The 13,640-nt window shown below is 71.5% G+C and carries 14 protein-coding genes; 8 read left to right on the forward strand and 6 right to left on the reverse strand.

The annotated features are described in order from the left end of the window. The first annotated feature begins 56 nt into the window (after positions 1-56). From whiA to ACMCNK_RS32600, 8 genes are all read left to right on the forward strand, one after another. Complete coding sequence (gene whiA, locus ACMCNK_RS32565; protein WP_130511592.1) at positions 57-1,037, forward strand: DNA-binding protein WhiA; 981 nt, start codon at positions 57-59, stop codon at positions 1,035-1,037. Between the two features lie 355 nt (positions 1,038-1,392). After that, a complete protein-coding gene (gap, locus tag ACMCNK_RS32570) occupies positions 1,393-2,391 on the forward strand; it encodes a type I glyceraldehyde-3-phosphate dehydrogenase (protein WP_412740157.1) in 999 nt (332 codons plus the stop codon). An 11-nt stretch (positions 2,392-2,402) separates the two neighbouring features. Next, positions 2,403-3,602 carry a phosphoglycerate kinase gene (locus tag ACMCNK_RS32575; protein ID WP_412740158.1) on the forward strand — a complete coding sequence of 400 codons (1,200 nt, stop codon included), beginning with the start codon at positions 2,403-2,405 and terminating at the stop codon, positions 3,600-3,602. Between the two features lie 55 nt (positions 3,603-3,657). Beyond that, positions 3,658-4,449 carry a triose-phosphate isomerase gene (gene tpiA / locus ACMCNK_RS32580; RefSeq protein ID WP_412740159.1) on the forward strand — a complete coding sequence of 264 codons (792 nt, stop codon included), beginning with the start codon at positions 3,658-3,660 and terminating at the stop codon, positions 4,447-4,449. 126 nt (positions 4,450-4,575) lie between these two features. Further along, positions 4,576-4,833, forward strand: coding sequence for a preprotein translocase subunit SecG (secG, locus tag ACMCNK_RS32585; RefSeq protein WP_412740160.1), 258 nt, complete (start codon positions 4,576-4,578; stop codon positions 4,831-4,833). Between the two features lie 164 nt (positions 4,834-4,997). Beyond that, positions 4,998-5,339, forward strand: a complete 342-nt coding sequence (locus ACMCNK_RS32590) for an RNA polymerase-binding protein RbpA (RefSeq protein WP_412740161.1) — start codon at positions 4,998-5,000, stop codon at positions 5,337-5,339. A gap of 106 nt (positions 5,340-5,445) precedes the next feature. Then, positions 5,446-5,868, forward strand: coding sequence for a glyoxalase superfamily protein (locus ACMCNK_RS32595; RefSeq protein WP_412740162.1), 423 nt, complete (start codon positions 5,446-5,448; stop codon positions 5,866-5,868). A gap of 97 nt (positions 5,869-5,965) precedes the next feature. After that, on the forward strand, positions 5,966-6,241 hold the full coding sequence (locus ACMCNK_RS32600; RefSeq protein ID WP_412740163.1) for a flagellar biosynthetic protein FliQ: 276 nt from the start codon (positions 5,966-5,968) through the stop codon (positions 6,239-6,241). 23 nt (positions 6,242-6,264) lie between these two features. Here ACMCNK_RS32600 and ACMCNK_RS32605 read toward each other — a convergent pair whose 3' ends face one another. From ACMCNK_RS32605 to tkt, 6 genes are all read right to left on the reverse strand, one after another. Continuing rightward, positions 6,265-6,960, reverse strand: coding sequence for a hypothetical protein (locus tag ACMCNK_RS32605; protein WP_412740164.1), 696 nt, complete (start codon positions 6,958-6,960; stop codon positions 6,265-6,267). Then, a complete protein-coding gene (gene pgl / locus ACMCNK_RS32610) occupies positions 6,900-7,670 on the reverse strand; it encodes a 6-phosphogluconolactonase (RefSeq protein ID WP_412740165.1) in 771 nt (256 codons plus the stop codon). Before pgl ends, ACMCNK_RS32605 begins: the two co-directional genes overlap by 61 nt. A gap of 19 nt (positions 7,671-7,689) precedes the next feature. Further along, positions 7,690-8,706 carry a glucose-6-phosphate dehydrogenase assembly protein OpcA gene (locus ACMCNK_RS32615; protein WP_412740166.1) on the reverse strand — a complete coding sequence of 339 codons (1,017 nt, stop codon included), beginning with the start codon at positions 8,704-8,706 and terminating at the stop codon, positions 7,690-7,692. After that, entirely contained in the window at positions 8,703-10,220 is a 1,518-nt protein-coding gene (gene zwf, locus ACMCNK_RS32620) for a glucose-6-phosphate dehydrogenase (protein ID WP_412740167.1), read from the reverse strand. The genes ACMCNK_RS32615 and zwf overlap by 4 nt, the downstream gene beginning before the upstream one ends. Positions 10,221-10,314: 94 nt before the next feature. Then, entirely contained in the window at positions 10,315-11,460 is a 1,146-nt protein-coding gene (tal, locus tag ACMCNK_RS32625; RefSeq protein WP_412740168.1) for a transaldolase, read from the reverse strand. Between the two features lie 96 nt (positions 11,461-11,556). Then, positions 11,557-13,611, reverse strand: a complete 2,055-nt coding sequence (gene tkt, locus ACMCNK_RS32630) for a transketolase (RefSeq protein ID WP_412741061.1) — start codon at positions 13,609-13,611, stop codon at positions 11,557-11,559. Positions 13,612-13,640: the final 29 nt, after the last annotated feature.

The raw sequence follows: 13,640 nt of genomic DNA on the forward strand, positions 1-13,640 counted from the left end.
GTATCAGACGACCACGGCCACACATAGTTCACGATCCGGCGCACGAGGTGACGACGATGGCGATGACCGCAGCGGTGAAGGATGAGCTGAGCCGGGTCGACGTGCCCAAGCCGTGCTGCCGCCGGGCCGAGATGGCCGCCCTGCTGCGCTTCGCGGGCGGGTTGCACATCGTCTCGGGCCGGGTCGTGGTCGAGGCCGAGCTGGACACCGGGGCGGTGGCGCGGCGGCTGCGCCGCGAGATCGCCGACGTGTACGGCTACCCCAGCGAGGTTCATGTGCTGGCGTCCGGCGGCTTGCGCAAGGGCAGCCATTACATCGTGCGCATCGTGAAAGACGGTGAAGCGCTGGCCCGTCAGACCGGCCTGCTCGACGTGCGCGGGCGTCCCGTGCGCGGCCTGCCCCCGCACGTGGTGTCCGCGAATGTCTGCTGCGCGGTCGCCGCCTGGCGCGGCGCGTTCATGGCGCACGGCTCGCTCACCGAGCCGGGCCGCTCCAGCGCCCTGGAGATCACCTGCCCTGGCCCGGAGGCCGCGCTCGCGCTGCGCGGCGCGGCGCGGCGCATCGGCATCACCGCCAAGGAGCGCGAGGTGCGCGGCGTGGACCGGGTGGTGATCAAGGACGGTGACGCGATCGCGGCGCTGCTGACCCGGATAGGTGCGCACGCCAGCGTGCTGGCCTGGGAGGAGCGGCGGGTGCGCCGCGAGGTGCGGGCCACCGCGAACCGGCTGGCCAACTTCGACGACGCGAACCTGCGCCGCTCCGCGCGCGCCGCGGTGGCCGCCGCGGCCCGGGTCACCCGGGCGCTGGAGATCCTCGCCGACGAGGCGCCCAACCATCTCACGTCGGCGGGCCGGCTGCGGCTGGAGCACCGGCAGGCGTCGCTGGAGGAACTGGGCGCGCTGGCCGACCCGCCGCTGACCAAGGACGCGATCGCCGGGCGTATCCGGCGGCTGCTGGCGTTGGCTGACAAGCGTGCCCGCGACCTCGGCATCCCGGACACCGAGGCCGCCGTCACCCCCGAGATGATGGCCTGCTGAGCCCGTCCGGCGGGCTGAGCCCCGCCCATCACGGGTGCCGGGCGGGCGCGGGCATCGCCTGATTGCGGGCATTTGCGGGACTCGATCTCGGCCAATCCGGCGACACGGCCGTGGACCTGAAGTAACGATAAGGTCGCGCCCCGCCGACATGCGCCGGACGTTCCTCCGATAGGGTCTGGGGGACGGCGACGGTGCCGGCAGCAGGGCCGACCGCGCCGTGCCGCCGCCCGTGCGGCGGCAGGATTCCTCCGTAAGGCGCGGCGGCCGGGACCACACAGCCGGCCCGCGAGCAAAGGTCGGCACACAGTCCTCCGCCGGTCGCATCGCCGGCGGACCGAAACGAGGAGATCCACCTGTGACCATCCGGGTTGGCATCAACGGCTTCGGCCGTATCGGCCGCAACTTCTTCCGGGCGGTTCTCGCCTCCGGCGCCGACATCGAGATCGTCGGTGTCAACGACCTGACCGACAACGCGACCCTCGCCCACCTGCTCAAGTACGACTCGATCCTCGGCCGCCTGCCGCACGAGGTGAAGGCCACCGCCGACGAGATCACCGTGGGCGGCAAGACCTTCAAGGCGTTCGCGGACCGGGACCCGGCCAACCTGAAGTGGGCCGACCTGGGCACCGACGTGGTCATCGAGTCGACCGGCTTCTTCACCGACGCCACCAAGGCGAAGGTGCACGCGGACAACGGCGCGAAGAAGGTCATCATCTCGGCTCCGGCCAAGAACGAGGACATCACGATCGTGATGGGCGTCAACGACAACCTCTACGACGCCGCCAAGCACACGGTCATCTCGAACGCGTCCTGCACCACGAACTGTCTGGCGCCGATGGCCAAGGCGCTGCACGACTCGGTCGGGATCGAGAAGGGTCTGATGACCACGATCCACGCGTACACGCAGGACCAGAACCTGCAGGACGGCCCGCACAAGGACCTGCGCCGGGCCCGCGCCGCCGCGCTGAACGTGGTGCCCACCTCGACCGGCGCCGCCAAGGCGATCGGCCTGGTCATGCCGGAGCTCAAGGGCAAGCTGGACGGCTTCGCGATGCGCGTGCCGATCCCGACCGGCTCGGCGACCGACCTGACGTTCACCGCGTCGCGGGAGACCTCGGTGGACGAGGTCAACGCCGCGGTCAAGGCCGCCGCCGAGGGCCCGCTGCGGGGCTACCTCACGTACACCGAGGACCCGATCGTGTCGGCCGACATCGTCACCGACCCGGCCTCGTGCATCTTCGACGCCGGCCTGACCAAGGTGATCGGCAACCAGGTCAAGGTCGTCGGCTGGTACGACAACGAGTGGGGCTACTCGAACCGCCTGGTCGACCTGGTCAAGCTCGTCGGCGCCTGAGGGACGACAGCGTGAAGACTCTCGACGACCTGCTCGGCGAGGGTGTCTCGGGTCGGCGCGTGCTCGTGCGCGCCGACCTGAACGTCCCGTTCGAGAAGAACAATCCGGGCGTCATCAGCGACGACGGCCGCATCCGCGCGGTGCTGCCGACGCTGGTCGCGCTGCGCGATGCCGGTGCCCGTGTGCTGGTGTGCTCGCACCTGGGCCGCCCCAAGGGTGCGCCCGACCCGAAGTTCACCCTGGCCCCGGTCGCGGCGCGCCTCGGCGAGCTGCTGGGTGCGCCGGCGGTGTTCGCCGCCGACACGGTCGGCCCGGATGCGCAGGCCAAGGCCGCCGCGTTGACCGAAGGGCAGGTGCTGCTGCTGGAGAACCTGCGTTTCAACGCGGGCGAGACCAGCAAGGACGACGCCGAGCGGGGCGGGTTCGCCGACCAGCTCGCGGCGTTCGCGGACGCGTACGTCGACGACGCGTTCGGCGCGGTGCACCGCAAGCACGCCTCGGTGTACGACGTGCCCGCCCGGCTGCCGCACTACGCGGGTGGCCTGGTGCTGCGCGAGCTCGAGGTGCTCAAGAAGGTCACCGACAGCCCGGAGCAGCCGTACGTCGTGGTGCTCGGCGGCTCGAAGGTCTCCGACAAGCTCGCGGTCATCCAGGCGCTGCTTCCCAAGGTCGACAAGCTGCTCGTCGGCGGCGGCATGTGCTTCACGTTCCTCAAGGCCCAGGGCCACGAGGTCGGCAATTCGCTGCTGGAAGCCGACATGGTGCAGACCTGCGCCGACCTGCTGGAGCAGGCGAAGGGCCGGATCGTGCTGCCGGTCGACGTCGTCGCGGCGACGGAGTTCTCCGCCGACGCCGACCACGTGACCGTGTCCGCCTCGCAGATCCCGGCGGACCGGCTCGGCCTGGACATCGGCCCGGAGTCCGTGGCCCTGTTCGCCGAGGCCATCGGCGGCGCGAAGACGCTGTTCTGGAACGGCCCGATGGGCGTGTTCGAGCTGGCCCCGTTCGCCGCGGGCACCCGCGGGGTGGCCGAGGCCATCACCAAGATCGACGGGTTCTCCGTGGTCGGCGGCGGCGACTCGGCCGCGGCCGTGCGCACCCTCGGCCTGGACGAGACCGCCTTCGGGCACATCTCCACGGGCGGCGGCGCCTCCCTGGAGTACCTGGAGGGCAAGACCCTGCCCGGCGTCGCGGCCCTGGAGGCGTCATGATCGACTGCACCGAGCGAAGCGAGGGCCGGGAGAGCATGACCGGGAAGGGCCGCCTGTGAGTGAGTCGAATCGCCGGCCGATCATCGCCGGCAACTGGAAGATGAACCTCAACCACCTCGAGGCCATCCTCCTGGTGCAGAAGCTCGCGGCGAGCCTGCCCGAGCAGACCCTCGCCGAGGTCGAGGTCGTCGTGCTGCCGCCGTTCACGGATCTGCGCAGTGTGCAGACCGCGATCGACGGCGACAAACTGCAGCTCGGGTACGGCGCGCAGGACGTGTCCGCGCACACCGGCGGCGCGTACACCGGGGAGATCTCCGGCGGCATGCTGGCCAAGCTGGGCTGCGCGTACGCGGTGATCGGGCACTCCGAGCGCCGCCAGTACCACGCCGAGGACGACGCCCTGGTCAACGCGAAGATCAAGGCGGCGTTCGCGGCGGACCTCACGCCGATCTTCTGTGTGGGGGAGGGCCTGGAGATCCGGGAGGCCGGCGACCAGGTGTCGCATGTGCTCGCCCAGGTCGACGCGGGCCTGGACGGGCTCAAGGCCGAGCAGGTCAAGCAGACCGTCATCGCGTACGAGCCGGTGTGGGCCATCGGCACCGGCAAAACGGCGACCCCGGAGGACGCGCAGGAGGTCTGCGGGGCGATCCGGGCCCGGCTGACCGAGCGGCACGGCGCCGAGGTCGGCGAGGCGGTGCGGATCCAGTACGGCGGCTCGGTCAAGGCGAGCAACGCCGCCGCGATCATGGCGCAGCCAGACGTCGACGGCGCGCTCGTCGGCGGCGCGAGCCTGGATGCGGACGAATTCGCCGGGATCTGCCGGTTCTCGGAGCACGTGGGCCGTTAGCGGTGTTCGCGCCCGGCCGTCCCCCGGGCGGCTGGGCGCGAGCGTGACCGCTATTGTGGGGGCGCTGCTGTGCGTTCGGCGGGCCCCGCCAAGACCGACGCCGACCGTCGAGAGGACGAACCGACCATGCCGATCGCGTTCACGTACACGTTGATCGTGTTGCTGATCATCACCAGCATCCTGCTGACCATGCTGATCCTGCTGCACCGCGGCAAGGGCGGCGGCATGTCGAGCATGTTCGGTGGCGGCGTCACCTCCAGCCTGGCCGGCTCCAGCGTGGCGGAGAAGAACCTCGACCGATACACCGTGCTCGTGGGCATCGTCTGGTTCGCGTGCATCGTGGGCCTCGGCCTGTGGCTGCGGGTCAGCCAGTCCGGCGGCTGACGACACGGCTCGATACTTCTCCCGTTGCCCCGGGAGACGTAGACTCTGCCGCGCGGTCCGGTTCCGTCCGGGCCGCGCGGTTCTTTCCTCAGGGTCCCTTTACGGGGATCTCCCGCCGTTCTCACGGCGATGACATTGCGCCCCTCGAGACAGGAGTGACATCCGTGTCCAGTGGCAGTGCGATCCGCGGCAGCCGTGTCGGCTCCAGCCCGATGCGCCCCGACGAGCGCAGCGAGCCCGCCCCCCGGCGGGAGGTGACGTACTGGTGTGCCAGCGACCACCGGGTCGATGTGCTCTTTGCCGCCGAGGCGCCCTCGCCCGAGACCTGGGACTGCCCGCGGTGCGGTCAGCCCGCCGGACTGGACCGGCAGAACCCGCCGGGGCGCAGCCGCGTCGAGCCGTACAAGTCGCACCTCGCGTACGTGAAGGAGCGCCGCTCCGACGCCGACGGCGAGGCGATCCTCGCCGAGGCCCTCGCGAAGGTGCGCCAGCGCCGCGGAGAGTGACCTGCGCGGCCTGCAGGCCGTCGTAGCCGCTGCGCGGCGCCGGGCACCACGCGGGCCGCCGCGTGTCCTCGCCGCCCGCGCGCGGCGCCGGTGGCATCATGACCGGGTGGACTGGACCCTGGAAGTCGTCATCGTGCCGGTTACGGACGTGGACCGGGCGAAAGAGTTCTACGCGGACCGGCTGGGCTTCGTCGTCGACCACGACACGCGCTTCGGTGACAAGGGCCGGATGGTGCAGTTGACCCCACCCGGGTCGGGCTGTTCCATCGTCATCGGCCCCGGCGTGGTGCCGGACATGCCACCGGGCTCGCTGAAGGGGCTGCAGCTCGTGGTCGCCGACATCAAACGGGCGCACGCCGAGCTGCGCGAGCGCGGCGTCGAAGTCAGCGACGTGCAGGTGCTGGGGGAGAACCCGCGGCCGATGCCGGATCCCCTCGACAACGTGGGGTTCGTGTTCTTCAGCGACCCGGACGGCAACCAGTGGGCCGTGCAGCAGATCTCGTCGCGGGGACGACCCGCGGACGCCTGACCGGTGGCTTGAGGGATCCGGGCGGGCGAACCCAACGGCAACCCGCGCGCGCCCGTTCTGCGCTCGGCGCCGCCGGTCCGCGCCCGAACGGGATGGCATGACCGACACGATGATCGTAGAGCTGGCCATGCAGGCACTGACGATCGCCACCAAGATGGCCGCGCCGATCCTGCTGACCGCGCTGCTGATCGGCTTTGCGATCTCGCTGTTCCAGTCCGTGACGCAGATCCAGGAGGCGACCCTGTCCTTCGTGCCCAAGGCGGCCGGGGTTGGGGTGGCGCTGCTGATCTGCGGCAACTGGATGCTGCACGAGATGGTGACCTACACCACGCAGCTGTTCGACAAGGTGCCGCAACTGCTCGCCGCCGGCTGATCGCGGCAGCAAAGGGCCGGGGCTCAAAGCCCGAACGCCCGGGCCACCCGGTCGGCGAGATCGTCCTCGGACAGCGTGCCGTCGACCTCGACGACCGGCAGCCCCATGCGCCGCGTCTGCTCGCGCAGGCCGTCGGTGAACATCCGGTCGCGTGCCAGCAGGTTGTCCAGCGCCCGCGGCGGATCGCTGGTGCGGCCCGCGATCTGCCACGTCGAGCCGCGGCTGTCGAACGCCGCCCGCCGGAACGCCGGCGTCGGCAGCAACCACAGCGCCCGCCCCGGGCCGGCCCACGGCCGCACCAGCTCCGGCAGCAGCCGGAACCCCTCGACCAGCACGGCCGGCCCCTGCGGCAGCCGCAGCAGATCCTCGACGATCAGGTCGAAACCCTCGCCCCGGAACCAGTGGAACGTCTCCAGCATCGTTTCCGGGCTGCGCCGCACCCACCGCTCGTCCATGTCCATGGCCGCGAACTCGGCCAGCGCCGGGCTCACCTCAGCCGGGCTGCGGCGGGCGTGCTCGGCCATGACGTCGTCGGTCGCGTACAGCCGCAGGCCGTGCCGGTCCGCCAGGCGCCGCGCGACCGTGGACTTGCCCGCCCCGCTGCCGCCGCCGAGCCAGAAGACGTCGCTCAGCGCGCCGGTCGAGGCGGGCGGCACGCTCAGCGCAGGCTGCGCAGCTTCGACGGCACGTTCGCGGCGGCGGCCCGGTCCAGCAGCCACAGCGTACGGTCCGTGCCGGTCGCCCCGGCAGCCGGCAACTGCTTGGGCCCCGCCCCGCTGATCGCCATGCCGACCGCGGCGGCCTTGTCGGGGCCGGCCGCGACCAGCCACACCTCTTCCGCGCTCTGGATCGTCGGCAGGGTCAGCGTGATCCGCGTCGGGGGCGGCTTGGGGCTGTTGTGCACCGGCGCGGCCGTCCCGGTCGCGTGGTAAACCGGATGCTCCGGGAAGATCGACGCCACGTGGCCGTCCTCGCCGACGCCCAGCATGAGCACGTCGAAGTGCGGCAGTTCGGAGCTGCCCGGCTTGGCGGCGGCGGCCAGTGCCCGGGCGTACCGGGCGGCGGCCGCGGCCGCGTCGTCGCCGTCCGGGCCGTCCGCGGCGGGCATCGCGTGCACCCGGGCCGGATCCAGCGGCAACGCGTCCAGCAGGGCCTCACGGGCCTGCGTCTCGTTGCGGTCCGGGTCGCCCGCGCGCAGGAACCGCTCGTCGCCCCACCACAGGTCGACGTGCGTCCACTCGATCGCATCGGCGGCCGGCAGGTCCCGCACCGCGCGCAGCACCTTGGCGGCGACCCGGCCGCCGGTCAGCACGATGCTGGCCCAGCCACGTTCGGCCTGCGCGTCAATGATCTTCACGACCAGCCGTGCCGCCACGGCCGACGCCAGAATGTCGGCGTCGGGGACGACGACCACCACCGTCTCGCTCATGTTCTCCCTTGTCATCGCCTCAGGCGGACGTGCCGCCGGGGCCCGCCAGTGCGCCCTCCACGGCTCCCGCGCGCTGTGCGAGCGCCGGATCCTTCCACACGTGCACGCGCATGGCGGGCCGGTGCTCCAGGTCGGTGACACCAGCCATCGCACCCAGCGCGTCCGCGTAGATCTGGTCCGCGTCGAGCCGGCGCAGCTCCTCGGCCAGTTCGTCACCTACCGGCCGCTTCGGCAGCGGCATGTACCGGTCCTCCTGGCCGGTACGGCTGAACAGCGCCGTCCCTTCCTCCCGGGTCACCCGCACACAGTCGCCGTTGGCGCACTGCAGCTCCACCGAGTGCATCCGGGGCGCGGTGTCCGTGTGCTCCCACACCGGGTCGATGTGCAGCCGCGACTTGAGCCAGCCGGACATCAGCGCCGCCGTCGGGTCGGTCCGCGGCGCCATGATCTTCGCGCCGACGACCTCCTCCTCGGTGGTGTCGAACGCGCCGGCGACCAGCGTGCGCCACAGCGTGATCCGGGTCCATGTGAGGTCGGTGTCGCCGGGCGCGTAGTCGCGGGCCCGCTGCACCAGCGCGGCCACCGGGTCGGGGGCCTGCTTGGAGTCGGTGATCCGGCGGTCGGCGACCACACCGAGGAAGTCGTTCGCGATCATCTCCGGCGGCTCGCCGTGCCACCACGTCACCACGGGCACGTCCGGGGCCAGCAGCGGCATGACGACCGACTCGGCGTGCAGGGCGAGGCGGCCGTACATACGCATGACGACCGCCTCGGCGGGCCCGAGCCGGCCACCCACGACGATCTCCGCGTCCAGGCGGCTGCGGCCCTCCAGATCCGAGCGGACCACGATGAGCAGCCGGCACGGGTGAGCCGCGGCGGCGATCGTGGCGGCGGCCTCGGCCTCGCGGACCATCTTCTCCTCGACGACCGCCACCAGGGTCAGGGCGAGGCCGCTGGCCACCCCGCCCGCCGAACGCCGCTCGGCGGCGAGCGCCTTGACCACCTCGTTGCCGGTGGTGTCCCACAACCCGATCATGCTCGCCTCCAGGCACGGCCCTCGCGGGCCAGCATCTCGTCGGACGCCCGGGGACCCCACTCGCCGGAGCGGTACGGCTCCGGGGTGGTGCCGGTCCACGCCGCCTCCAGTGGGTCGATGACCCGCCAGCTCTGCTCCACCTCGGCCGCGTCCGGGAACAGTGTCCGGTCGCCGACCAGCACGTCGAGCACGAGCCGCTCGTACGCCTCGGGGCTGGACTCGGTGAACGCCTCGCCGTACTGGAAGTCCATCGCGATGTCGCGAACCTCCATCGTGGTGCCCGGCACCTTCGAGCCGAACTTCAGCACCACCCCCTCGTCCGGCTGGACGCGGATGACGAGCTGGTTGTTGCCGAGCATCTCCACGTCGGCCGGGTTGAACGGCAGGTGCGGCGCCTTCTTGAACAGGATCGCGATCTCGGTCACCCGGCGCGGCATCCGCTTGCCGACGCGCACGAAGAACGGCACCCCTGCCCAGCGGCGGTTCTGGATGCCCAGGCGCACGGAAACGTACGTCTCGGTGGTGGAGTCGGCGGGCACGCCCTTCTCCTCCAGGTAACCCACCGCGCGCTCACCGGCCACCCAGCCGGGCAGGTACTGGCCGCGCACCGAACCCTGGGTGATGTCGGGGGGCAGGCTGATCGCCTTGAGCACTTTCAGCTTCTCGGCGCGGATCTCGTTGGGGTCGAAGCTGGTCGGCTCCTCCATGCCCACGAGGGCGAGCAACTGCAGCAGATGGTTCTGCAGCACGTCGCGGGCCGCCCCGGCGGAGTCGTAGAACGCCGCGCGGGTGCCGATGCCCACGTCCTCGGCCATGGTGATCTGGACACTGTCGACGTACTTGGAATTCCACACCGGCTCGAACAGGCTGTTCGCGAAGCGCAGGGCCAGAATGTTCTGGACCGTCTCCTTGCCCAGGTAGTGGTCGATGCGGAAGACGTCCTGCGGGGTGAACACCTCGTCGACGAGCTGGTTGAGCGCCATCGCGGTCTTCAGGTCGTTGCCGAACGGCTTCTCCACCACGACCCGGCGCCACCCGCCGGACTTGGCGTTGTCGGCCATGCCGGTGCGGTTGAGCTGGTTGAGCACCATCGGGAACGCGGCGGGCGGGATGGAGAAGTAGAACGCGGCGTTGCCCGCGATGCCGTTGCGCTCGCGCAGGTCGTCCAGAGTGCTCGCCAGGCTGTCGAACGCGGCGTCGTCGTCGAAGGAGCCCGGCACGAACTGGAACTGGCTGGCCAGCCGTTGCCAGACGTCCTCGCGCCACGGGGTGCGGGCGCCGTTCTTGGCCGCCTGGTAGGCCAGGGACTCGAAGTCGCCGTCGCCCCAGTCGCGGCGGGCGAAGCCCAGGACCACGAATCCGGGCGGCAGCAGGCCGCGGTTGGCGAGGTCGTAGACCGCCGGGATCAGTTTCTTACGGGACAGGTCGCCGGTCACCCCGAAGATCACCAGAGCGCACGGCTCCGGGATCCGGGGGAGGCGGCGGTCCTGCGGTGCGCGCAGCGGATTACCCACGTGTGCCATCCTGCCAGCTTCTGGTGCCCCCGTACGGTGGCGGGCCGGGGTTGGACCGCCCGGCCGGGATGACCGGCCGGGCGGACGGGAAACCTCAGGCGCTCTTCGCGGCGTCGCTGGGGTGCGCGGCACCCCCGGCGGCCGCCTTCAGCGACTTGCCGACGCCGTCGAGCAGCTCGACCCAGCTGGCCTCGAACTTCTCGACGCCCTCCTCCTCGAGTACCCGCACCACGTCGTCGTAGTCGACGCCGAGCGCGGCCAGGTCGGAGAGGACCTTGCGGGCCGCATCGTACGAGCCGGTGACGGTGTCGCCGCGGGTCGTCCCGTGATCCTCGAACGCGAAGATCACCGACTCGGGCATGGTGTTGACCGTCCCGGGTGCGATGAGCTCCTCGACGTAGATCGTGTCCGGGAAGTCCGGGTTCTTCGTCGAGGTGGACGCCCACAGCGGACGCTGCGGGTGTGCGCCCGCGTCGGCCAGCGTCTGCCAGCGTGCGGTCGCGAACACCTCGGTGTACGCCTCGTACGCCAGCTGCGCGTTGGCGATCGCGGCCTTGCCCCGCATCGCCTTCGCCTCGTCCGTGCCGATCTTGTCCAGTCGCTTGTCGATCTCGGTGTCCACCCGGGAGACGAAGAACGACGCCACCGAACCGATCTTGGTGAGGTCGTGGCCGTTCGCCTTCGCCTGCTCCAGACCGGACAGGAACGCGTCCATGACCGCCCGGTACCGCTCCAGCGAGAAGATCAGCGTGACGTTGACGCTGATCCCCGCGGCCAGGGTCGCCGTGATCGCCGGCAGGCCCGCCTCGGTCGCCGGGATCTTGATGAACAGGTTCGGCCGGTCCACCAGCCACCACAGCGTGCGCGCCTCGGCGGCGGTCTTCGCGGTCTCGTACGCCAGCCGCGGGTCCACCTCGATGGACACCCGGCCGTCGACCCCGCCCGACGCGTCGTACGCGGGCCGCATCACGTCGCACGCCCAGCGCACGTCGTAGCCGGTGAGCAGGCGCACCGCCTCCTCCACCGTGACCCCCTGGGTGCCGAGGTCACGCAGCTGCTCGTCGTACGCGTCGGCGTCCGCGAGAGCCTTGGCGAAGATGGTGGGGTTCGTGGTCACGCCGACCACATGCTGCTCACGGCGCATCTTGTCCAGCGAGCCGGTCGTCAGCCGCACCCGCGAAAGATCGTCGAGCCAGACCGCCACACCTGCGGCGGAGAGCTCGGCCAGCCTGTCGGTCATCGCGATACTCCTCAATTCTTCGGCTTTGCGGTGCGGCGAAGCCGTCCCGACAGCTCAGTTCCCGAGCCTGTAGTACGGCGAAACCGCCTGTGAAGATCAGTTCCCGGTGGTCGTACCGGTGATCTCGCCGACCTTCGCGAGGGCGGCGTGGGCCTTGGCCACCACGTTGTCCGCGGTGAACCCGAACTGCTCGAACAGCACCCCCGCCGGTGCGCTGGCGCCGTAGTGCTCGATGCTGACCGCCTCGCCGCAGTCGCCGAGGAAACGCTGCCAGCTCATCGCGATGCCGGCCTCCACGGTGACCCGCGCCTTCACCCCGTGCGGCAGCACCTGCTGCTGGTACGCGGCGTCCTGCGCGGCGAACCACTCCTGACACGGCATCGACACGACCCGGGTCGGGGTGCCGTCGGCCTCCAGCCGCTCCTGGGCGGTCAGGCAGTACTGCACCTCCGAGCCGGTGGCGATGAGGATCACCTGCGGCTGCCCGCCGGTGGCCTCGGACAGGACGTAGCCGCCCTTGAGGACGCCCTCGGCGGACGCGTACCGCTCGCGGTCGATCGTCGGCAGCGCCTGACGGCTCAACGCCAGCGCGGTCGGGCGGTCGGTGTGCTCCAGCGCGCCGCGCCACGCCCAGGCGGTCTCGTTCGCGTCCGCCGGGCGCACCACGTCGAGGCCGGGGATGGCCCGCAGCGCGGTCAGGTGCTCGACCGGCTGGTGGGTGGGGCCGTCCTCGCCCAGCCCGATCGAGTCGTGCGTCCACACGAACGTCACCGGCAGCTTCATCAGCGCGGCCAGCCGCACCGACGGGCGCATGTAGTCGCTGAACACCAGGAACGTGCCGCCGTACGGGCGGGTGCCGCCGTGCAGCGCGATGCCGTTGAGGATCGCGCCCATGGCGTGCTCGCGGATGCCGAAGTGCAGCGTACGGCCGTACTCGTGGCCGGGGAACGCCTTGGTGGCGTGCTCGGCCGGGATGAACGACGGCTCGCCCTTCATCGTCGTGTTGTTGCTCTCGGCCAGGTCGGCCGAGCCGCCCCACAGCTCCGGCAGCACTCCGGCGAGCGCGTCGAGCACCTTGCCGGAGGCGGCGCGGGTGGCCAGGCCCTTGGCGTCGGCGCCGAACTCCGGCAGCGCGCCGGCCCAGCCGTCGGGCAGGGTGCGGGCGGCCACCCGGTCGTACAGTGCGCGGGCGTCCGGGTTCGCCGTGGCCCAGCTGTCGAAACCGCCCTGCCACTGCGCGTGGGCGGCGCGGCCCCGGGTGACGACCTCGCGGGCGTGCGCGATCACCTGCTCGTCGACCGCGAACGCGGCCTGCGGGTCGAAGCCGAGCAGCTCCTTGGTCGCGGCGACCTCGTCGGCGCCCAGCGCGGAGCCGTGGATCTTGCCGGTGTTCTGCTTGTTCGGCGCGGGCCAGCCGATGATCGTGCGCAGGGCGATGAACGACGGCCGGTCCGTCTCGGCCTTGGTGGCCTGCAGCGCCGCGTACAGCGCCTCGACGTCCTCGTGGTACTCGCCGTCGGCCGGGTCGCCGCGGCGCCAGTCCACGGTCTGCACGTGCCACCCGTACGCCGCGTACCGCGCGGCGACGTCCTCGCTCTTGGCGATGCGGGTGTCATCCTCGATGGAGATCTCGTTGTCGTCCCAGATCAGCGTGAGGTTGCCGAGCTGCTGGACGCCGGCCAGGGCGCTGGCCTCGTGGCTGATGCCCTCCTCGATGTCGCCGTCCGAGGCGATCGCCCAGATGTGATGGTCGAACGGGGACCCGCCGGGCTCGGCGGTCGGGTCGAACAGGCCGCGCTCGCGGCGGGCCGCCATCGCCATGCCGACCGCGTTGCCGATGCCCTGGCCGAGCGGGCCGGTGGTGGTCTCCACACCGGGGGTGTGCCCGTGCTCGGGGTGACCCGGCGTCAGCGAACCCCACTGCCGCAGCGAGGCCAGGTCGTCCAGTGACAATCCGTAGCCGGAGAGGTAGAGCTGGATGTAGAGGGTGAGGCTGGAGTGCCCGCACGACAGCACGAACCGGTCCCGCCCCGGCCAGGCGGGGTCGCTCGGGTCGTGCCGCATGACGCGGTGGAACAACAGGTATGCCGCGGGGGCGAGGCTCATGGCGGTGCCGGGGTGACCGTTACCGGCCTTCTCGACGGCGTCCATCGCGAGCACGCGGACGGTGTCCACGGCCC

The organism is Krasilnikovia sp. MM14-A1259 (assembly GCF_047159535.1).
Taxonomy (GTDB): Bacteria; Actinomycetota; Actinomycetes; order Mycobacteriales; family Micromonosporaceae; genus Actinoplanes.

What these genes read in the sequence shown, in the direction of transcription:
- whiA (WP_130511592.1), top strand. Translation starts at nt 57, where the DNA reads ATGGCGATGACCGCAGCGGTGAAGGATGAGCTGAGCCGGGTCGACGTG.
- secG (WP_412740160.1), top strand. Translation starts at nt 4,576, where the DNA reads ATGCCGATCGCGTTCACGTACACGTTGATCGTGTTGCTGATCATCACC.
- ACMCNK_RS32600 (WP_412740163.1), top strand. Translation starts at nt 5,966, where the DNA reads ATGACCGACACGATGATCGTAGAGCTGGCCATGCAGGCACTGACGATC.
- pgl (WP_412740165.1), bottom strand. Translation starts at nt 7,670, where the DNA reads ATGAGCGAGACGGTGGTGGTCGTCGTCCCCGACGCCGACATTCTGGCG.
- ACMCNK_RS32615 (WP_412740166.1), bottom strand. Translation starts at nt 8,706, where the DNA reads ATGATCGGGTTGTGGGACACCACCGGCAACGAGGTGGTCAAGGCGCTC.
- tal (WP_412740168.1), bottom strand. Translation starts at nt 11,460, where the DNA reads ATGACCGACAGGCTGGCCGAGCTCTCCGCCGCAGGTGTGGCGGTCTGG.
- tkt (WP_412741061.1), bottom strand. Translation starts at nt 13,611, where the DNA reads ATGGACGCCGTCGAGAAGGCCGGTAACGGTCACCCCGGCACCGCCATG.